At 67.9% G+C, this 20,949-nt stretch carries 18 protein-coding genes; 17 read left to right on the forward strand and 1 reads right to left on the reverse strand.

The genetic code is table 11. The features are described from left to right. Positions 1 to 79 precede the first annotated feature (79 nt). The 16 genes from AAG801_RS15650 to AAG801_RS15725 all read left to right on the forward strand — a co-directional run bounded on the left by AAG801_RS15650 (position 80) and on the right by AAG801_RS15725 (position 16,496). Positions 80 to 1,168: a tartrate dehydrogenase gene (locus AAG801_RS15650; protein ID WP_341889194.1), complete on the forward strand. Its 1,089-nt coding sequence runs from the start codon at positions 80 to 82 to the stop codon at positions 1,166 to 1,168. Positions 1,169 to 1,247: 79 nt separating this feature from the next. Further along, a complete protein-coding gene (locus AAG801_RS15655) occupies positions 1,248 to 2,246 on the forward strand; it encodes a tripartite tricarboxylate transporter substrate binding protein (RefSeq protein WP_341889195.1) in 999 nt (332 codons plus the stop codon). Positions 2,247 to 2,375: 129 nt separating this feature from the next. Continuing rightward, entirely contained in the window at positions 2,376 to 2,690 is a 315-nt protein-coding gene (locus AAG801_RS15660; protein ID WP_101493905.1) for an NIPSNAP family protein, read from the forward strand. Positions 2,691 to 2,879: 189 nt separating this feature from the next. Beyond that, a complete protein-coding gene (locus tag AAG801_RS15665) occupies positions 2,880 to 3,701 on the forward strand; it encodes an IclR family transcriptional regulator (protein ID WP_101493904.1) in 822 nt (273 codons plus the stop codon). A 184-nt stretch (positions 3,702 to 3,885) separates the two neighbouring features. After that, positions 3,886 to 4,941 carry a TRAP transporter substrate-binding protein gene (locus AAG801_RS15670; protein WP_341889196.1) on the forward strand — a complete coding sequence of 352 codons (1,056 nt, stop codon included), beginning with the start codon at positions 3,886 to 3,888 and terminating at the stop codon, positions 4,939 to 4,941. Next, positions 4,938 to 5,591 carry a TRAP transporter small permease gene (locus tag AAG801_RS15675; protein ID WP_341889197.1) on the forward strand — a complete coding sequence of 218 codons (654 nt, stop codon included), beginning with the start codon at positions 4,938 to 4,940 and terminating at the stop codon, positions 5,589 to 5,591. Before AAG801_RS15670 ends, AAG801_RS15675 begins: the two co-directional genes overlap by 4 nt. Further along, the gene (locus AAG801_RS15680) at positions 5,588 to 6,880 is read left to right on the forward strand and encodes a TRAP transporter large permease (RefSeq protein WP_341889198.1); all 1,293 of its coding nucleotides are present in this window, start codon (positions 5,588 to 5,590) and stop codon (positions 6,878 to 6,880) included. The genes AAG801_RS15675 and AAG801_RS15680 overlap by 4 nt, the downstream gene beginning before the upstream one ends. Positions 6,881 to 6,891: 11 nt before the next feature. Beyond that, positions 6,892 to 8,277: an amidase gene (locus AAG801_RS15685; protein WP_341889199.1), complete on the forward strand. Its 1,386-nt coding sequence runs from the start codon at positions 6,892 to 6,894 to the stop codon at positions 8,275 to 8,277. Then, positions 8,253 to 9,047, forward strand: a complete 795-nt coding sequence (locus AAG801_RS15690; RefSeq protein WP_341889200.1) for a fumarylacetoacetate hydrolase family protein — start codon at positions 8,253 to 8,255, stop codon at positions 9,045 to 9,047. Before AAG801_RS15685 ends, AAG801_RS15690 begins: the two co-directional genes overlap by 25 nt. A 42-nt stretch (positions 9,048 to 9,089) precedes the next feature. Then, positions 9,090 to 9,860, forward strand: a complete 771-nt coding sequence (locus tag AAG801_RS15695) for a fumarylacetoacetate hydrolase family protein (RefSeq protein WP_341889201.1) — start codon at positions 9,090 to 9,092, stop codon at positions 9,858 to 9,860. Positions 9,861 to 9,904: 44 nt separating this feature from the next. After that, on the forward strand, positions 9,905 to 11,131 hold the full coding sequence (locus AAG801_RS15700; protein WP_341889202.1) for an aminotransferase class V-fold PLP-dependent enzyme: 1,227 nt from the start codon (positions 9,905 to 9,907) through the stop codon (positions 11,129 to 11,131). Positions 11,132 to 11,454: 323 nt separating this feature from the next. Continuing rightward, positions 11,455 to 12,687: an MFS transporter gene (locus tag AAG801_RS15705; protein ID WP_341889222.1), complete on the forward strand. Its 1,233-nt coding sequence runs from the start codon at positions 11,455 to 11,457 to the stop codon at positions 12,685 to 12,687. Between the two features lie 19 nt (positions 12,688 to 12,706). Then, a complete protein-coding gene (locus tag AAG801_RS15710; RefSeq protein WP_341889203.1) occupies positions 12,707 to 13,435 on the forward strand; it encodes an aspartate/glutamate racemase family protein in 729 nt (242 codons plus the stop codon). A gap of 46 nt (positions 13,436 to 13,481) precedes the next feature. After that, positions 13,482 to 14,909 (forward strand): dihydropyrimidinase, encoded by a 1,428-nt coding sequence (gene hydA, locus AAG801_RS15715; RefSeq protein ID WP_341889204.1) that lies wholly within the window; start codon positions 13,482 to 13,484, stop codon positions 14,907 to 14,909. A gap of 23 nt (positions 14,910 to 14,932) precedes the next feature. Then, positions 14,933 to 15,694: an aspartate/glutamate racemase family protein gene (locus AAG801_RS15720; RefSeq protein WP_341889205.1), complete on the forward strand. Its 762-nt coding sequence runs from the start codon at positions 14,933 to 14,935 to the stop codon at positions 15,692 to 15,694. A gap of 58 nt (positions 15,695 to 15,752) precedes the next feature. Then, positions 15,753 to 16,496 carry a GntR family transcriptional regulator gene (locus AAG801_RS15725; RefSeq protein WP_341889206.1) on the forward strand — a complete coding sequence of 248 codons (744 nt, stop codon included), beginning with the start codon at positions 15,753 to 15,755 and terminating at the stop codon, positions 16,494 to 16,496. A gap of 719 nt (positions 16,497 to 17,215) precedes the next feature. On the opposite strand, the gene AAG801_RS15730 is transcribed toward AAG801_RS15725, so the two are convergent. Next, positions 17,216 to 18,040, reverse strand: coding sequence for a ferritin-like domain-containing protein (locus tag AAG801_RS15730; protein WP_341889207.1), 825 nt, complete (start codon positions 18,038 to 18,040; stop codon positions 17,216 to 17,218). 261 nt (positions 18,041 to 18,301) lie between these two features. Here AAG801_RS15730 and alaS point away from each other — a divergent pair, with 261 nt between their 5' ends. Continuing rightward, positions 18,302 to 20,926 carry an alanine--tRNA ligase gene (alaS, locus tag AAG801_RS15735; protein WP_341889208.1) on the forward strand — a complete coding sequence of 875 codons (2,625 nt, stop codon included), beginning with the start codon at positions 18,302 to 18,304 and terminating at the stop codon, positions 20,924 to 20,926. The last annotated feature ends 23 nt before the right edge of the window (positions 20,927 to 20,949 follow it).

The raw sequence follows: 20,949 nt of genomic DNA on the forward strand, positions 1-20,949 counted from the left end.
CTTTGACTCTAGGCGCGATGCCGCGGGCTGTCGAGTTCGTAGAGTGGGCACCACTCCATTCACCGACCACAGACCCTTCATGAAGACCTACAAGATCGCAACCATTCCCGGCGACGGCATTGGCAAGGAGGTCGTGCCGGCCGGCCGCGAGGTGCTGCAGGCGCTGGCTGCCACCAGCGACCGCTTCCGCTTCGAGTTCGAAGACTTCGACTGGGGCGGCGACTACTTCCGCGCCCACGGCGTGATGATGCCGGACGACGGCCTCGATGCGCTGCGCGGCAAGGACGCCATTCTTTTCGGCTCCGCGGGCGATCCGCACATTCCCGACCACATCACGCTGTGGGGCCTGCGCCTGAAGATCTGCCAGGGCTTCGACCAGTACGCCAACGTGCGGCCTACGCGCATCCTGCCGGGCATCGACGGCCCGCTCAAGCGCTGCGCGCCGGGCCAGCTCGACTGGGTGATCGTGCGCGAGAACTCCGAGGGCGAGTACGCCGGTGTGGGCGGCCGCGTGCACCAGGGCCACCCCATCGAGGCCGCCACCGACGTGAGCATGATGACCCGCGCGGGCGTCGAACGCATCATGCGTTTCGCCTTCAACCTGGCCCGCTCGCGGCCGCGCAAGCTGCTCACCGTGGTCACCAAGAGCAACGCGCAACGCCACGCGATGGTGATGTGGGACGAGATCGCGTTGCAGATATCCAAAGAGTTCCCCGACGTGACCTGGGACAAGGAACTGGTCGACGCCTGCACCGCGCGCATGGTCAACCGGCCCGCCTCACTGGACACCATCGTCGCGACCAACCTGCATGCCGACATCCTGAGCGACCTGGCCGCCGCGCTGGCCGGCAGCCTGGGCATTGCGCCCACCGGCAACATCGACCCCGAGCGCCGCTATCCGTCGATGTTCGAGCCCATCCACGGCTCGGCCTTCGACATCATGGGCAAGGGCCTGGCCAACCCGGTCGGCACCTTCTGGTCGGTCGTGATGCTGCTCGAGCACCTCGGCGAAACCGAGGCCGCGGCGCAAGTGATGCAGGCCATCGAGGCCGTCACCGCCGACAAGTCACTGCACACGCGGGACCTGGGTGGCGAGGCCACGACGGCCGAGGTCACGCGGGCCATGACCGCGCGGCTTGCCGCCGGCGCGCCGCGCAAGGCGGCCTGAGGGCGACACCGCATCTTTCGATTCATTTCAACAAACGATCCTTGGCCTGCGCGCCAGGCGACGTGCACGGAGACAAAAAATGACGAAACTTTCTTCCCCCCTCATGCGCCGCCGCGTGGTCCAGCTGGTTGCCGCCACGGCCGGCGCCTTGCTCGTGCCCTGGGCATCGGCACAGGACGCCTGGCCGTCGAAGCCGATCAGCATCGTCGTGCCGTTTCCCTCGGGCGGCACGACGGACGTGCTGGCACGCGCACTGGCCGACGCGTTGTCCAAGAGCCTCGGCCAGGCGGTCATCGTCGAGAGCAAGCCGGGGGCGGGCGCCACGCTCGGTGCCGACTACGTCGCCAAGGCAAAGCCCGACGGCTACACCTTGTTGATGGGCGCGGTGCATCACACCATTGCCACCAGCGTCTACAAGAAGCTGCCCTACGACTTCCAGAAAGACCTGGCGCCCATCACCACCGTCGCCATGGTGCCCAACGTGCTGGTGGTCAACGCGGCGCTCACGCCCGCAAAGAACGTCGCCGAACTCGTGGCGTTCGCCAAGGGCTCGACCACCGAACTCGCCTACGGATCGAACGGCAACGGCACGGCCCAGCATCTGATCGGCACCCAGTTCCAGACCAGCACCGGGGCTCGGCTGCTGCACGTGCCCTACAAGGGCAGCGGCCCGCTGACCACCGACCTGCTGGGCGGCCAGGTGGCGATGTCCTTCGACACCATCACGCCGGTGCTGCAGCACATCAAGGGCGGAAGGCTGCGGGCGCTCGCCGTGACCACGGCCAAGCGCTCGTCGGTGCTGCCCGACGTGCCCACGCTCGAAGAAGCCGGCCTGAAGGGTTTCGACATCGGCACCTGGTTCGGTGTGCTGGCGCCGGCCGCCACGCCGAAGGAGGTGGTGAGCAAGCTGAATGCCGAGATGGTGAAGATCATCAAGTCGCCGGACTTCGCGCAACGCATGCACGCGATCGGCGCCGACCCGATCGGCGACACCTCCAGCGAGATGGCCGCGCGCATCCGGGCGGAGACGAGCAAGTTCGCCAAGCTGGTCAAGGACGGCAATGTGACGGTGGATTAGCCGCCAGCCGTTTGGACCTCGGGGCCGCCGCCTGGGCAGCGCGCAGCGGCGGGCGCCACACATGCCGTTTGCCCCGCGCGCGCCCCGGTGCTTCAATGTCGGTCTCTTGCGGTGACGAAGGAGACTTCCATGGCCTACGAAGCGCGATATGTTCTGCGACCCAATTCCGGCGCCGATCTCGGGGCCGTCATCGACGCCGTGAAGGCGGGCGCGGCGCTCTGGAAGAAACATGGCGCGTCGAACCCGCAGTTCTGGAGCGTGGCGGCAGGCGAACTGGGCAACTATGTCCTGACCGTGCAGTTCGAGAACGCGACCGCGTACGCCAAGGTCACGGACCTGTTGTCCGCCGACCCCGAATTCCGCCGCTGGCAGGCCAGCAACCTCGCGTCGGGCGCGTTCACGTGGGTGCGCAGCAACCTCATGCGCGAATTGCCCCTGGCGTAAGGCCAGCCACCGCTGCCATGGCCGCCCCTTGCAGGCGGCGCGCGGCGGCCCATCGTGGCGGGGTTGCATTGAAATGTCGACATCAGTGTAAACACTGTTTTTGACGCGCGCGTTGTCGCAGACCATCGGCGACCGGATGGCGTGCCGGACGGGCAGGCCGGATGGCACGCAATTTGCACAACGCCCGCCATGACTGCCAGCTCGCCGCGCACCTCCACCAAGACCCCCAAAGTCACCCGCATCGACCGCGACAACGACAGCACGGTGCAGTCGCTGACGCGCGCCATGCAGTTGCTCGAACTCCTTGCCGAGGACGACGAAGGCTTCCGGCTGGTCGACATCGCGGCGCACACGGGGCTGTCGTCGTCGACCGCGCACCGGCTGCTCACCACGCTGGAGCAGCGGCGCTTCGTGCAGTTCGATCGCGAGACGAACCTCTGGTACGTGGGTGTGCGCTGCTTCTCGGTGGGCGCGGCCTTCGGGCGGCGCCGCCGCATCGCGCACCTGGCGCTGCCGGTGATGCGTCGGCTGCGCGACAGCACGGGCGAGAGCATCAACCTGGGCATTGCCGACCTGGGCGACATCGTGTTCGTCACGCAGGTGGAGAGCCGCGAACTCATGCGCGCCATCGGCAAGCCGGGCTTCCGTGCGCCATTGCATGGCACCGCGATGGGGCAGGCGATCCTGGCTGCGATGTCGGAAGACGACGTGTTGCAGTACCTGCGCACCTACGGCCTGCCCAAGCTCACGAACAACACGATCGCGCGCGCCTCGCGGCTGCATGAAACGCTGGGCGAGGTGCGCCGCGCGGGCCATGCGATCGACGACGAGCAGAACGCGGTCGGCCTGCGCTGCATTGCCGCGGCCATCCGCGACGAGCATGGCCAGCCCTTCGGCGCGATCTCGCTGGTCGGCCCGACGCAGCGCATCAAGAGCACCGACTTCCTGCACCTGGGCGCCACCGTGCGCGCCGCCGCCGACGAGATCACTGCCGCCTACGGCGGTCGCTGAAGGCCCCTCGTCTTCGGCGCGTCTTCCACTGGCGCAACGCGCCAAGTGCTTGATTCCAAACCAGTTTTTTTGGCTGTCCCGCGCAGCGGGATAGTCCGCTGCGCTGCGCCGCTGCGGGATTCAATGGCACGTCTTTCATTCGATGTCGTCCCGTTCCCTCCTACTCACCTCTGCTGGAGTTTTCATGCCGTTTCACCTTCGCCTCAAGTCATTCGCCACAGTTGCCTTGGCCGTGGTGCTCGCGTTGCCCGCGGCCCACGCGCAAGACCGCATCAAGATGAAAGCCATCGGCCAGCCGTTGGCTACCGGCCTGCTCCAGAAGAACAAGGAGCAGCCCTTCTTCGAGAACTTCGCGGCCCGCACCGGGTTGCCGATCGATGTCGACTACAAGCCCATCGACACGCTGGGCATCAAGGACACCGAGCAGCTGCGCGTGATGAAGGCAGGCCTGTTCGACATCGTGTCGCTGCGCGTGTCGCAGAACTCGCGCGACGAGCCCACGATCCTCGGCCTGGACCTGGTGGGCGCGGCGCCCGACTACGTCACGGGGCGCAAGGTGGCCAAGGCCTACTTCGACACGGCCGATGCGCGCCTGCAGGCGCAGTTCGGCGTGAAGCTGCTGGCCGTGTGGCCGTTCGGCCCGCAGATCCTCTTTTGCAAGAAGCCGATCGCCAAGCTGGCCGACATCAAGGGCCTGAAGGTCCGCGTGTACGACCAGAACCTGGCCAAGTTCATCGAGATGGTGGGCGGCACGCCGGTGCCGGTGTCGTTCGCCGACACGCACCAGTCGCTGTCGCTGGGCGTGGTCGACTGCGCCATCACCGGGCCCAGCTCGGCCAACTCGGCCGGCTGGCCGGAGGTGACGACGCACCAGATGCCGATCGGCTTCCAGATGGCCCTGAACGGCTACGGCATGACGATGAAGTCGTGGAACGCGCTGGCGCCCGAGGCCAAGGTCAAGATGAAGCAGGCCTTCGACACGCTGAGCGACGACATGTGGAAGTACTCCGAAGAGCTCTTCAAGGACGCGCTGAACTGCAACGCCGGCAAGGACCCGTGCACCACCGGCAAGAAGTTCAAGCTGATCGACGTGCCCGTCGCGCCCGCCGATACCGAGCTGCTGCGCGGCGCGGTCAACAAGGTGTCGCTGCCGGTGTGGGCCGAGGTGTGCAACAAGTCGAACCCGACCTGCCTGAAGACCTGGCAGGCGACGGTGGCACCGGTGCTGGGCCTGCAATGAACAGCGCCGCCATGACCCGCGACCGGCAACCCGCCACGGCGGCCTCTGCGCACACTCGGCGCGCCGACTTCAGGGCCCGCATGGAGACCGTGCTGGCCACGGCCTTCGGCGCGATCTTCCTGGGGCTGGCGTTCATCGTCGCCATCGAGACGATCTCGCGCAAGCTGTTCAACGTCTCGCTGCAGGGCGCGGACGAGCTGGGCGGCTACGCGCTGGCGGTCGGCTCGACGCTGGCCTTCAGCCTGTCGCTGCTGGGGCGCAACCACATCCGCGTGGACGTGTTCCACGACAAGTTTCCGCCGCGCGTGCAGGCGCTGCTGAACTGGCTCTCGATCGTCTCGCTGGCGGTGTTCGCGCTGTTCATCGCCTGGGTCGCATTCAAGGTGATCCAGGACACGACGGCTTATCGCAGCACCGCGCAGACGCCGTGGGCCACGCCGCTGATCATTCCGCAAGGCGTGTGGTACGCGGGCCTCGTGATCTTCGCGCTCGTGGCCTGCGCGCTGGCCTGGCGCGCGACGCGGCTGCTGGCCAGCGGCGACATCCGCAAGCTGAACAGCGACTTCCATCCCAAGAGCGCGAAGGAAGAGCTGAAGGAAGAACTCGACGACCTCAAGGCACGGCAGCACGCCGAAGGAGCCGCACCATGAACATCGCCCTGATCGGATTCGCATTCTTCGCGATGCTCGCGTTGATGCTGCTCGGCTTGCCGATCGCGGTGTCGATGGCGGCCATCGGCATCATCGGCGGGATTGCCGCCTACGGCGCGCCCTTCATGGACTCGATCGCGCCGGTCGTGTGGGGCGTGCAGAACGAGAGCCTGCTCACGTCGGTGCCGCTGTTCGTGCTGCTCGGCGAGCTGCTGCTGCGCTCGGGCATTGCCGACCGCATGTACATCGCGCTGTCGGCGTGGCTGGGCCGCCTGCCGGGCGGGCTGCTGCACACCAACATCGGCAGCTGCGCGCTGTTCGCGGCCACCTCGGGCTCGTCGGTGGCCACCGCGGCCACGGTCGGCACGGTGGCGCTGCCGTCGCTGCAGCGGCGCGGCTACCCGATGCGCGCGTCGCTGGGCAGCCTGGCTGCGGGCGGCACGCTGGGCATCCTGATCCCGCCGAGCGTGAACATGATCGTGTACGGCTCGCTCACCAACAACTCGATCGGCAAGCTGTTCGTCGCCGGCATCGTCCCGGGCCTGCTGCTCACGCTGAGCTTCATGCTGTGGATCGCCGTGTCGAGCCTGGCCAGCGGCAACGCGATGCGCGAGCCCAAGGTGCCGATGCGCGAGCGGCTGCGCGTGCTGGTGCACCTGGTGCCGCCGGCGGTGGTGTTCGGCATCGTGATGGGGAGCCTGTACTTCGGCATCGCCACGGCGGCCGAGAGCGCGGCGCTGGGCGTGCTCGCGGCGCTGGGCTTCGTCTGGCAGTCGGGCAAGCTCAACTGGGAGCTGCTGCGCAACTGCTTCATCTCGACGGCGCGCGTGAGCGGGATGATCTTGCTGATCGTCGTGGCCGCCTTCATCCTCAACCTGACGGTGAGCCTCACGGGCGTGGCCGAGTCGATGACGAAGTGGGTCGCGAGCCAGGGCCTGTCGGCCACGGGGCTGATCCTGGCGCTCATCGTGTTCTACCTGATCCTGGGCATGTTCATGGACGTGCTGTCGATGCAGGTGGCGACCATTCCGATCACCTATCCGATCGCCATTGCCGTAGGCGTCGACCCGATCTGGTTCGGCATCTTCATCGTGCTGATGTGCGAGCTGGGCCTGATCACGCCGCCGGTGGGCATGAACCTGTTCGTGGTGCATGGCATCCGTCCCGACAAGGGCGGCATCCAGGACGCGATCTGGGGTGCGCTGCCGTACGCGCTGATCATGATCCTGTTCACGCTGCTGCTGATGGCCGTGCCGCAGCTGGTGACGTGGCTGCCGGCGCACATGTGAGGCACGCCGCAATGCACAGCACCACACCGCTCTGGCAACTCGACGCGGCGCAGCTCGCGGCCGGCTATCGCGATGCGGCGTTCACCCCGACCGACGCGCTGCATGCCTGCCTGCAGCGCAGCGCCGAGGTCAACCCGCGGCTCAACGCACTCATCACGCTCGACAGCGAAGGCGCCACGCACGCGGCCGAGCAAAGCACGGCGCGCTGGCGCAACGGCCGGGCGCTCGGCGCGCTCGACGGCGTGCCCGTCACCATCAAGGACAACCTGCAGGTGCGCGGCCTGCCGACGCACTGGGGCAGCCGCGCGCTGGCCGGCGTGGTGGCCACGCGCGACGAGCTGCCGGTGGCGAAGCTGCGCGAAGCCGGCGCCGTGATCTTCGGCAAGACCAACGTGCCCGAGTTCACGATGCAGGGCTACACCGACAACCCGGTGTTCGGCCCCACCGGCAACCCGTGGGACCCGACGCTCACGCCCGGCGGCTCGTCGGGTGGCGCAGTGGCGCTGGTGGCCGCGGGCGGCTGCCCGATCGCGCTGGGCACTGATGGCGGGGGCTCGATCCGCCGGCCGGCCTCGCACACCAACCTGGTCGGGTTCAAGCCTTCGCGCGGACGCGTGCCGCGTGGCGACGGGCTGCCGCCGATCTTTCTGGGCTTCGAGGTTGCGGGCCCGATCGCGCGCAGCGTGGCCGACGTGGCGGCGGTGATGCAGGTGATCGGCGACCGGCCGGTGGAAGAGGGCGCAGGCCTGCAACGCGTGCGCATTCTTTTCATTCCACGCTTCGGCGATCACCCGGTCGATCCGCAGATCGCGGCGCTGACCGAAGCGACGGCGCGGCACATGGCTGCGCTCGGCCACGAGGTCACGACAGCGCAGGACTTCGGCCTCGTCGAGGCGGTCAACCAGCGCTGGCCGCTGCTGGCGCAGGTCGGGCTGGCCTGGCTGGTGGCGCATCCGCAGGAGCTGTCGAGCCGGCCCTTCGATCCGTCGCTGTTCGGGCCGGTGATGCAGGCGAATGCGGAGAACGGGCGCAAGGCCAGCGCGGCTGAGCTGTTCGAGCTGCTGTACGAGGCCGAGCGCTTGCGCAACACGCTCGCGCAGCTGTTCGACCGCTACGACTTCCTGTTGACACCGGCCGCGGCCGCGTTGCCGTGGCCCGCCGGCGAGACGCATCCGACGCGCATCGACGGGCGCGAGGTCGGCCCGCGCGGCCATGCGGTGTTCGCCGGTTTTGCGAACGCCGTGGGCCTGCCCGCCATCGCGCTGCCCTGCGGCTTTGCGGGACCGATGCCGGTCGGCGTGCAGCTCGTGGCGCGCGAAGGGGCGGACGACGCCTTGCTCGCGCTCGCGCGCTCATTCGAACAGGCCCATCCGTGGCAGCGCTTCCCCGTGTTGTGACGCTGGCCGAGGCCGTCGCACCGCAGCTCTTGCCGGCCGAAGCCGCGCAGGCGCTGTGCCGCGCGCGGCGCGACGGCCGGCGCGTGATGTCGTCGCTGCTGCCGCTGCACGACTGGCACTCGGCCTACGCCATCCAGGATGCGACGCTGGCGGCGCTCGGCACTGTCGGCGGCTGGAAGGTCGGTGCGAGCGCGCCGGGCCGCGAGCCCGCGTGCGCGCCGCTACCGGCCGAAGGGCTGGTGCCCGGCGGCGCGTCGCTGGTCGGCGGCGCATGGCATCTGCGCGGTGTCGAGGCCGAACTCGCGTTTCGCCTCGGCGCCGACCTGCCGCCGCGCGCGGCGCCCTACACGCGCGACGAGGTCGCCGGTGCCATTGCCTCAGTGCTGCCCGTGATCGAGGTGGCGGAGACCCGCCTGATCGACTGGCTCGACGCCAGCCCTTCGGCGCTGCTGGCCGACCTGCTGTGCCACGGCGGCCTGGTGCTCGGCGAGCCCGTGCCTTTCGAGCGCGCGTGGCTCGACCTGGCACAGACCGAGGTCCTGATGCATTTCGACGAGCAGGTGGTCGCCCACACGGTCGGGGAGCACACGCACCCCGACGTCGGTGCGCTGCTCGTGTGGCTGGCCAACCAGGGCGCGGCCCGGGGCCAGGGCCTGCGGGCCGGCCAGGTCGTGACGACCGGTTCGTGCACCGGCATGTTGTTCGCCTCGCAGGGCACCGCCGTGCGGGTGGACGTGAAGGGGTTTGCGCCGCTGCGCGCGAGCTTCTGAATTTTTCCTGTTTTTTTCCCGAGATCACTGGAGGTAACCGCTATGTCCCTTTCAAGAATCGACGCTGTGGCCGAGGCGCTGGTGCGTGCGCGCGGTGCGCACGTCACGTGTCCCGCTGCGTCGATGGCCGACCTGCTCACGCAGGCCGACGATGCCTACGCCGTGCAGCAACAGGTGGCGCAGGCGCTCGGCTGGTTCGGCACTGCGCCGCCCCGGTACTGGAAAGCCGGCGGCCCGTCGCGCGATGCGGTGCTGACCCACGCACCGCTGCCGCCGCGCGGCGTGTGGCCCAGCCCGGCAACGGCGGGCGACTGGCCGTTCCACATTCGCGGCATCGAAGCCGAGATCGCGCTGCGGATCGGGCGTGATGTCGATGCGGCGTTGGCGGCGACGCTCGACGTCGACGGCGCACGCGCCCTGGTCGATGCGATGACAGTGTCGATCGAGATCGTCGATTCGCGCTGGCAGGAAGCCATCGACGCGCCCGCGCTGTGCAAGCTGGCCGACCTGCAATCGCACGGTGCGCTGGTGCTCGGCGAGTGGGTGCCGTTCGTGGCACGCGACTGGGCCGTGCAAGCCTGCGAGGTGCGCATCGGCGCGCGCGCGACCGTGATGCGCCGCGGCACGCATTCGCTCGGCGACCCCGCCTGGCTGCTGCCCGTGTGGCTGCGCCATGCCACGCGGAACGGCGAGACCGTCGCGGCCGGCACCGTGGTCACGACCGGCACGTGGGTCGGCATTCTCGAAGCGGGCGAGGGCGACCTCGTCACCGCTGAATTCCCGGGCATCGGCCACGCGTCGGTGCAGCTCTAGAACCTTTCAATCCCCCAACCAGAACACAGAACGGAGACACATCCATGATCGCGCTCGACAACCATCCCAGCGGCCGCCACTTCCTGCAGATTCCGGGCCCCAGCCCTGTGCCCGACCGCATCCTGCGGGCCATCAGCCTGCCGACCATCGACCACCGCGGGCCCGAGTTCGCCACGCTGGGCAAGAAGGTCATCAGCGGGCTGCAGCAGGTGTTCCAGACCCGGCACCCGGTCGTCGTGTATCCCGCGTCGGGCACCGGCGCGTGGGAGGCCGCGCTCGTCAACGTGATGAGCCCCGGCGACCACGTGCTGATGTTCGAGACCGGCCACTTCGCGACGCTGTGGCAGAAGATGGCGTGCCGGCTCGGCCTGGAGCCCGAGTTCCTCGCGCTCGAAGGCAGCGACGAAACCGGCCTGCCGCGCAGCTGGCGCCACGGCGTGCAGGCCGACCTGATCGAGCAGCGCCTGCGCCAGGACACCACGCACCACATCAAGGCCGTGTGCGTGGTGCACAACGAGACCTCGACCGGCGTCACCTCCGACATCGCGTCGGTGCGCCGCGCGATCGATGCGGCGGGCCATCCGGCGCTGTTGATGGTCGACACCATCTCGGGCCTCGCGAGCGCCGACTACCGGCACGACGAATGGGGCGTGGACGTCACCATCAGCGGCTCGCAGAAGGGCCTCATGCTGCCGCCGGGCATCAGCTTCAACGCGGTGTCGCCCAAGGCGCTGGAGGTGGCGAAGACGGCGCGTCTGCCCAAGGCCTTCTGGGCCTGGGACGAGATCATCGAGATGAACCAGGGCGGCTACTGGCCCTACACGCCGAGCACGAACCTGCTGTACGGCCTCAGCGAGGCGCTGGACATGGTGCTCGAGCAGGGCCTGCCCGTGATCTTCGCGCGCCACCAGCGCTGGGGCCGCGGCGTGCGCGCCGCCGTGCAGGCCTGGGGCCTGCCGACACAGTGCGCCGACGAGCGCGTGCACTCGCCCGTGCTGACCGGCGTCATCACCCCGCAGGGCGTCGATGCCGACGCGCTGCGTCGCCTCATCCACCAGCGCTTCGACCTGTCGCTGGGCGCGGGCCTGGGCAAGCTCCGGGGCCGCATGTTCCGCATCGGCCACCTGGGCGACTGCAACGACCTGACGCTCATGGCCGCCTTGACCGGCGTCGAGATGGGTTTCAAGCTGGCGGGCGTGCCGATGGCCGGCAGCGGGGTGGCGGCGGCGATGGCGTACTTTGCGGAAACACCGGCCGCCCACGCCGCGTGATCCCTCGGAAAGGGGCTGCGGGCTAGGTGCTTTCCATTATCGTTAACAAGATTGTCGACATTGTTGTTGACGTTGATTTCGACAAAGTCTAAATTCCGCTCCACAGCCTCGGTGGTGCACTGGCCCGGACCAGCCCGACCCGCGACTGCAAAGTTCGCCAGCGTGCCGGGTCGTTTCCTTGCAAGCTGGCATCCGTGCCACTGCAAGGAGACAAACCGATGCAAAACACCATGACGGACGGCGCCAAGGCGACCGCCGCAGCGACCGCCGCAGCACCCGATGCCACGCTCCAGCCCACCAAGGTGCGCTGGAAGATCTTCCTGATGATGTTGTTCCTGATCTCGATCAACTACATCGACCGGGCCTCGCTCTCGGTGGCCATGCCGCTGATCGCCAAGGAATTCGACATCGGCCCGGCCGTGCAGGGCCTGCTGCTCAGCTCGTTCTTCTGGACCTATGCGCTGATGCAGATCCCGGGCGGCATGCTGGCCGACCGCTTCGGCCCGCGCGTCGTCATCGCCGGCGCCACGGTGGGCTGGGGCTTCTTCCAGGCCATCGCCGCCGTCTGCACGGGCTGGATGCCTTTGCTGCTCACGCGGCTGGGCCTGGGCGCGGCCGAAGCGCCGATCTACCCCGCGGGCGGCAAGCTCAACGGCATCTGGATGACGCAGACCGAACGCGGGCGCGGCGCCACCTTGCTCGACGGCGGCGCGCCCCTGGGTGCGGCGCTGGGCGCGATCCTGATCTCGGCGCTGATCGCCGTGCTCGGCTCGTGGCGCCTGGCCTTCGTCATCGCCGGTGTCGGCACCGTGATCGCCGGCTACTTCGCCTGGCGCTACATCCGCAACCATCCGCGCCAGCATCCCGACGTGAACGAAGCCGAGGCGCGCTACATCGAGGCCAGCCACGCCGCCGACGCCGCCAAGGAATCGGCCAATGCAAGCGGCCGTGTGCTCGACTTCTTCCGCTACCGCTCGGTGTGGGGCATGTTCTTCGGCTGGATGTGCTTCAACGCGCTGTTCTACGGCCTGCTCACGTGGATGCCCAACTACCTGTCGAAGGTGCACGGCTTCGACATCAAGCAGATGGGCGGCGCGGTGTTCATCATGTTCTTCTCGGGCTTCGTCGGCGAAATGTTCGGCGGCTGGCTGGCCGACAAATGGATGGCCGCCGGCGCCTCGCAGAGCAAGGTGCTGCGCACGCTGTTCGGCATCTCGTCGATCATCGCGACCATCGCCATCTTCATGGTGACGCGCATCACCGACCCGATCGCCGTGGTCGTGCTGCTGTCGGTCACGCTGTTCTTCCTGCGCTGGTGCGGCCTGTTCTGGTGCGTGCCCTCGATCCTCGGCACGCGTGCCCGGGTCGGTTTCCTGGGCGGCACGATGAACCTCGGCGGCAACGTGGCGGGCATTGGCGTGCCGATCGTGGTCGGCCTGATCGTGCAGGCCACGGGCTCGTACTTCATGGCGCTCATGCTGTTCACGGCCGCCGGCGCGGGCCTGTTCGTCTGCTCGACGATGCTGATCGACTACAGCAAGAAGCTGCCGGTCTGATCCCACCCATTCGACTCCTATGACCCCTCGCAAACTCATCGGCGTGCTCACGCCTTCGTCGAACACCGCGCTCGAGCCGCTGACCAGTGCGATGGTCGCGGGCGTGCCCGGCGTCTCGGCGCATTTCTCGCGCTTCACCGTCACCGAGATCTCGATGCGCGACGCATCGCTGAACCAGTTCGATGACCGCAAGATCCTCGAAGCCGCACGGCTGCTGGCCGACGCGCGCGTCGACACCATCTGCTGGAGCGGCACCTCGGCCAGCTGGCTCGGCTTCGAGAAAGACCAGGCGCTGTGCGCGCGCATCACCGAGGCAACCGGCATTCCGGCGACCACCTCGGTGCTGGCGCTCAACGAACTGCTCACCGCGCAGGGCGCGCGCACGCTGGGGCTGGTGTCGCCGTACGTCGACGACGTGCAGCAGCGCATCGTCGCCAACTACGCGGGCATCGGCATCGACTGCGTGGCCGAGCGGCACCTCGACCTCACGGTGAACTTCTCGTTCAGCGAGGTCGAGCCCGACACGCTGCGCCGCATGCTGCGCGAAGTGGCGCAGCAGCGCCCCGACGCCATCACGATCATGTGCACGAACCTGAGCGGCGCGCAACTGGTCGAGGAGATGGAGCGCGAGCTCGGCATCCCGATCTACGACTCAGTGGCCACCGTGGTCTGGCGCGCGCTGAAGACGGTCGGTGTCGATCCGAGCGCCGTGAAGGGCTGGGGCCGGCTGTTCGACGCGAAGGCCTGAGACCCACCGATCCCGCCAGACATAGACAGAAAAGCACAGAAAGACCATGACCTTCCGCGACCTCGATCTCGTGGTGCGCAACGCCCGCGTTGCCACCGCCAGCGACACCTTCGATTCGGACATTGGCATCCGCGACGGCCGCATCGTGCAGCTGGGCCTCGGCCTGCCGCCCGGTCGGCAGGAGATCGATGCCGCCGGCCGCTACGTGACGCCGGGCGGCGTCGACGCCCACTGCCACCTCGACCAGCCGATGGAGCCGCCCGTGCGCATGGCCGACGACTTCGACACCGGCACGCGCGCCGCGGCCTGCGGCGGCACGACCACCGTGATCCCGTTCGCCGCGCAGCAGAAGGGCCAGTCGCTGCGCGCCGCCGTGCAGGACTACCACCAGCGCGCCGAGGGCCGCGCCCACGTCGACCACGCCTTCCACCTGATCGTGAGCGACCCGACTGAAGAAGTGCTCAAGCACGAGCTGCCGCAGCTCATCGCCGAGGGCTACACCTCGTTCAAGATCTACATGACCTACGACGATCTGAAGCTGGACGACGGCCAGATCCTCGACGTGCTGTCGGTGGCGCGGGAGCAGGGCGCGATGGCCATGATCCACGCCGAGAACGCCGACTGCATCGAGTGGCTGACCAAGCGGCTCGAAGCCAACGGGCGCACCGCGCCGCGCTTTCATGCGCACTCGCGGCCGATGCTGGTCGAGCGCGAGGCGACGCACCGCGCCATTGCGCTGTCGGAGCTGGTCGACGTGCCGATCATGATCGTGCACGTGTCGGGGCGCGAAGCCGTCGAGCAGATCCGCTGGGCGCGCGCGCATGGCCTGAGCGTGTTCGCCGAAACCTGCCCGCAGTATCTGTTCCTGACCGCCGAAGACCTGGGCATCGACGACAGCTACCAGGGCGCGCGCTGCGTCTGCAGCCCGCCGCCGCGCAACCGCGAGAACCAGCAGGTGATCTGGAACGGGCTGTCCGATGGGCTCTTCACGATCTTCTCGTCGGACCACGCGCCGTTCCGCTACGACGCGCCCGAGGGCAAGAAGCCCGGTGGCGAAGAGGTCGCGTTCCGCCACATCCCCAACGGCATTCCGGGCATCGAGACGCGGCTGCCGCTCCTGTTCTCGCACGGCGTGCTCGACGGGCGCATCACCATCAACAAGTTCGTCGAGCTGACGTCCACCAACCCCGCCAAGGCCTACGGGCTGCACCCGCGCAAGGGCACGATCGCCGTCGGCGCCGATGCCGACCTCGTGGTCTGGGGCACCACGCCGTGCGCGATCCGCAACGCCGACCTGCACCACGACGTCGACTACACGCCCTATGAGGGCATCGAGGTGAAAGCCTGGCCGGCGCTGACGCTGGCACGCGGCGAAGTCGTGTGGGACGGCGAACGCTTCCATCCGCGCGCTGGACGCGGAGAATTCCTGCGCCGGGGCGAGCCCACCTTGCTGCCGAGCCGCCGACCGGCCTGAGCCTTTCGCCTGGAGACATTGCCATGAACCTGCTACTGATCAACCCCAACACCTCGCAAAGCGTCTCCGACCTGATCGCGGCCGAAGCCCGGCGCGCGGCCGCGAGCGACACGCGCATCGAGGTGCTCACGGCGCCCTTCGGCGTGGCCTACATCGAGACCCGCTTCGAATCGCTGATCGGCGCCTACGCTGCCGCCACGCTCGCAGCGGAGCACCACACGCAGCATGACGCCATCGTGGTCGCGGCCTTCGGCGACCCCGGCATCGATGGCCTGCGCGAGGCGCTCGACATTCCCGTGGTCGGCCTCACCGAAGCGGCGTTGATGAGCGCGTGCCTGCTGGGCAAGCGCTTCTCGATCATCGCGATCTCGCGCCGCATCACGGCCTGGTACCGCGAGTGCGTGCAGGCCAACGGCCTCATCGACCGGCTCGCGAGCATCCGCAGCCTCGACGGTCCGCTCAAGGACATCGGCCACGTGCAGGACGACCACGGCCAGCGCCTGGAGGCCCTGTGCATGTCGGCCATCGAGGACGACGGCGCTGACGTGATCATCATTGCCGGCGCGCCGCTGGCGGGCCTGGCGCGCTCGATCAAGGACCGCATTCCGGTGCCGGTGGTCGACGGCGTGTCGAGCGCCGTGTGCCATGCGCAGACGCTCGTGTCGCTGGCGCCCGCGCCGGCGCGGCTGGGCAGTTTTGCACCGCCGCCGATCAAGCCGAACCAGGGGCTGCCAGAAGCGCTGGCGCGGCTGCTGGCGCGCGACGGCGCACGCGCGCCAGGCTGAGGCGGTGGGCCCCGTGGCGCACTGCAGCCTGGAGGGGGCGCCGATAGAATCGGCGCCGATGCCCACCAAAGCCCCAGCCCGCAAGACCAGCGCGAACGGCGCCGCTGGCGCCACCGGCACGACCGGTGCCCCCAACGCCCGCGAACACAGCGTCGACGAGATCGCCGAGAAAATTTCGGCCGCCATCCTGGAACACCGTCTCGCACCGGGCACGAAGCTGGGCGAAGACCGGCTGGCCACGATCTTCGCGACCAGCCGCGCCAAGGTGCGCGAGGTGCTGGCCCGGCTGGCGCACGAACAGATCGTCGAGCTGGTGCCGCAACGCGGCGCCTTCGTCGCCAAGCCCACCATCGAGCAGGCACAAGATGTGTTCGAAGCGCGTCGCCTCATCGAACCGGGCGTGCTGCGCCGGCTCATCCACACGCTCGACGACGCCAAGCGGGAGCGCCTGCAACGCCACATCGAACTCGAAGCCGACGCACGCCGCCGCGACGACAAGCGCGCCATCGTGCGGCTGTCGGGCGAGTTCCATGTGCTGCTGGCCGAGCTGGCCGGCAACTCGGCGCTGGCGCGCTCGATGCGCGAGCTGTCGGTACTGACCTGCCTGATCATCTCGCTGTACGACGCGCCCACGGCCACGAGTTGCCGCGCGGACGAGCACGAGGAAATCGTCGCCGCCGTGAACCGCGGCGACGCGGCGCGCGCCGAGAAGTTGATGCTGCATCACCTCGACCACATCGAGCAGAGCCTGAAGCTCGACGACAGCGCGGAAGAGGTCGATCTCGAAAGCGTGTTCCGCTGAAGAGGGCAACCCGGTCGACGCTCACTGCCTCGGCAGCAGATCTGGCGGGCTCGACGAGGCTGATGGCAGGCGGACGGTGCCAAAACTACGTCGCCGATCGCCTCGGCGCGTTCTGAATGGCCGCCAGGACTGTGGCGAAAACGCCGAGAAAAATATTTCCCCGGGTTTTTTACCTCCGCTGCCTCTTTCGCAGGCACCGTGTTGCAGGCCCCGCCAGGCAACGGTTTCACGCGCTGCACACAAGGTTCTCCACAACATTGTCCCCATCGGATTGGGAAAACCCGTCATTTCGATGTGGTAGCGCGATGGGCGGCCCGCGGCGGGCAAAAAAATACCCGCCGAAGCGGGTATCTCGAGGGGCCCCCGAAGGGGCGCGCTCTAAGGCAAACAGAGAGCTCTTCTTTTGCGGCCCTGTTGCGTGACAGCAGTTGCATCCTCGGTGAGGACACGCGCTCAGCATGTCAGCTGAAAAATGTCGTAACCGTAGGACAAGTTAAAAAGTGTGAAGAATTTGGCAGTTTTTTGAACTTGCGTGGATGCCTCCGGCCTGCACGATCGTGCAGAACTGTCGGTGTTGTCTGACAACCCCGGGGCGGCGCTGGCCCTAAATTTTGCGGACTCGCTTCCAGTGCGGGTTCTCTGTGCGTGACAGCAATCCAGAGATTCAGCCCAGCAGCGTGCTGGGTTTTTTTTGCCTGTTTTTCGGCATTTTTGGCCCTTCAGCGCAGGAAGACGTGCTCCATGAACTGCCGGATCGGGTACTGGATCACCGTCTGCACCGGGGGCGGCAGCTCCAGCGGGCGCATCAGCATCTTGAGCGCGGCGCCGGGGCTCAGGTGGGTGCGGATGGTGCTGTTCATGCGCGCGCTGAGCTGCCGCACGTAGGCCGCGTCGTCGGCGCGGTGCGGGGCGCGGGCCTTCACCACGTGGCGGACGGCGCAGTCAGCGTCTTCGCTCTTCAGCTCCAGCGTGCGCCGGCCGATGGTGCCCATCACGCGGAAGCGGTTCAGCCGCTCCTGCGTCCGATAGCGGCGGAAGAACCGGTAGAAGTGCTTGTAGTGGTTGACCTCGTCGGTCGCGATGCGCGTGGCCAGGTCGCGCAGCACCGGCTCGGTGGTGCTGCGGGCCATGGCGCGGTAGTAGGTGGCGGTGCCGGTCTCGACCACGCAGCGGGCAGTCATTTCCAGGGCGCGGGTCGGGGCCAGCAGCTCGACCTTGCAGTAGGTCGCGTACTCCGCCAGGAAGCCGCGGTAGGCGGTGTCCCAGTCGAACTCGGGCCACACGTGGCGCACGTACGCGCGCAGGGCCTGGCCGTGCTGCAACTCTTCTTGTTCCCAGTGGTTCGACAGCCACTCGGTGACCTCGTCGTCGCCCTGGAAGAAATCGACCAGGTTCTGGGTGTACAGGTCGGAGCCGCTCTCGATGAAGGAGGCCGACGCCACCAGGTAGAAGAGGTTTTCGTCCGTGCGCACCTGCTCGCGTGCGATGCGGGAGAAATCGAGGTCTTCGATCTTCCAGTGAGGTGCTGAGGCCTGACCCGCCATGCGTGCTCCTTGATTCATGGTTGCCGATGAAAACAGGGAAGAAACAGGCTGCAGCCGGGGAGGGCGCGCGCCGCTTCAGCCGTCCATATTAGCCCCGGCTTTCGGATCGCGTGCGCGCAAGGCCCGGGGCGGGCCCGGGCACCATGCGCAAACCTATAATCGATTGTTCAAGCAAATCAAGCAGTTAGGCCGGTTCAACGCAGTGGTTTCGACGCAGGGTCGCCATCGCCAGGCCGCCCTGACGGCAGACGAAATCCAAAGATGAGCCAGCCCACATTCACGGTCGCGGACATCCGCAAGACCTTTCTCGATTTCTTCGCCTCCAAGGGCCACACGGTGGTGCCTTCGAGCTCGCTGGTGCCGGGCAACGACCCGACGCTCATGTTCACGAACTCGGGCATGGTCCAGTTCAAGGACGTGTTCCTCGGCGAAGACAAGCGCCCCTACGTGCGCGCCGCCTCGGTGCAGGCCTGCCTGCGTGCCGGCGGCAAGCACAACGACCTCGAGAACGTGGGCTACACCGCGCGCCACCACACCTTCTTCGAGATGCTGGGCAACTGGAGCTTCGGCGACTACTTCAAGCGCGATTCGCTGAAGTGGGCCTTCGAGCTGCTGACCCAGGTCTACAAGCTGCCGGCCGAAAAGCTCTGGGCCACCGTCTACATCGAGGACGACGAGGCCTACGACATCTGGACGAAAGAGATCGGCCTGCCGCCCGAGCGCGTGGTGCGCATCGGCGACAACAAGGGCGGCCGCTACATGTCCGATAACTTCTGGATGATGGCCGACACGGGCCCCTGCGGCCCGTGCTCCGAGATCTTCTTCGACCACGGCCCCGAGATCGCCGGCGGCCCGCCCGGCTCGCCCGATGAAGACGGCGACCGCTACATCGAGATCTGGAACAACGTGTTCATGCAGTTCGACATGCAGCCCGACGGCTCGGTCAAGAAACTGCCCGCGCCCTGCGTCGACACCGGCATGGGCCTGGAGCGCCTGGCGGCGATCCTGCAGCACGTGCACAGCAACTACGAAATCGACATCTTCGACGCGCTCATCAAGGCCGCCGGCCGTGAGACTGGCACGCAAGACCTGTCGAACAACTCGCTGCGCGTGATCGCCGACCACATCCGTGCCACCTCGTTCCTGGTGGCCGACGGCGTCATTCCGTCGAACGAAGGCCGCGGCTACGTACAGCGCCGCATCATTCGCCGCGCCATCCGCCACGGCTACAAGCTGGGCCAGAAGAAGCCCTTCTTCCACAAGCTGGTGCCCGACCTCGTGAAGCTCATGGGCGACGCGTACCCGAAGCTGGTGGCCGACGAGAAGCACATCACCCAGACGTTGAAGGCTGAGGAAGAGCGCTTCTTCGAGACCCTGGCGATCGGCATGGAAATCCTCGACGCGGCGCTGGCCGGCGATGCCAAGGTGCTGCCGGGCGATGTCGCCTTCAAGCTGCACGACACCTACGGCTTCCCGCTCGACCTGTCGGCCGACGTGTGCCGCGAGCGCGGCCTGAGCGTCGACGAAGCGGGCTTTCACGCCGCGATGGAAAAGCAGAAGGCTGCGGGCCGTGCCGCCGGCAAGTTCAAGATGGACCGCAACGTCGAGTACGCCGGCGCGGGCAACACCTTCACCGGCTACGACCACCTGGAAGCAAACGCCAAGGTCGTCGCGCTGTACCTCGACGGCGTGGCCATCAATGAACTGAAGGAAGGCCAGAGCGGCATCGTGGTGCTCGACACCACGCCGTTCTATTCGGAGAGCGGCGGCCAGGTCGGCGACCAGGGCGTGCTCGTGGCCGAAGGCGTGCAGTTCGGCGTCGACGACACGCAGAAGATCAAGGCCGACGTGTTCGGCCACCACGGCACGCAAACGCAAGGCACGCTGAAGGTCGGCGACGCGGTCAAGGCCGCGGTCGACACCGCGCGCCGCGCCGCCACCATGCGCAACCACTCGGTCACCCACCTGATGCACAAGGCCTTGCGCGAAGTGCTGGGCGACCACGTGCAGCAGAAGGGCTCGCTGGTCGACGCCGACAAGACGCGCTTCGACTTCGCGCACAACGCACCCGTCACGCGCGACCAGATTCTCGAGATCGAGAAGCGCGTCAACGCCGAGATCCTGGACAACGCGCCCACGCAGGCCCGCGTGATGGACCTCGAGTCGGCCCAGAAGACCGGCGCCATGATGCTGTTCGGCGAGAAGTACGGCGAGACCGTGCGCGTGCTCGACATCGGCACCAGCCGCGAACTGTGCGGCGGCACCCACGTGGGCCGCACGGGCGACATCGGCCTGTTCAAGATCGTCAGCGAAGGCGGCGTGGCCGCCGGCGTGCGCCGCATCGAAGCGGTCACGGGCGCCAACGCGCTGTCGTACCTGCAAGACCTCGAATCGACCGTGCACAGCGTGGCCGCCACGCTCAAGTCGCCGGCCGCCGAGCTGCAGGGCCGCCTCTCGCAGGTGCTCGAGCAGGTCAAGACGCTCGAACGCGAAGTGGGCGCGCTCAAGGGCAAGCTCGCGTCGTCCAAGGGCGACGAGCTCATCGCGCAGGCGGTGGACGTCAACGGCATCAAGGTGCTCGCGGCCAAGCTCGACGGCGCCGACGCCAAGACGCTGCGCGACACCATGGACAAGCTGAAGGACAAGCTGAAGACCGCCGCCATCGTGCTGGCCGCCGTCGACGGCGACAAGGTGCAGATCGCAGCCGGCGTCACGGCCGACAGCATCGGCAAGGTCAAGGCCGGCGAGCTGGTCAACTTCGTGGCGCAACAGGTCGGTGGCAAGGGTGGCGGCAAGCCCGACATGGCCATGGCCGGCGGCACCGATGCCGCGGGCCTGCCGGCTGCGCTGCAATCGGTGCAGGCCTGGGTCGCCCAACGTACCTGAGATCGTCTCGCTCACTCCTCACA

It is taken from the genome of Variovorax sp. YR752, assembly GCF_943372545.1.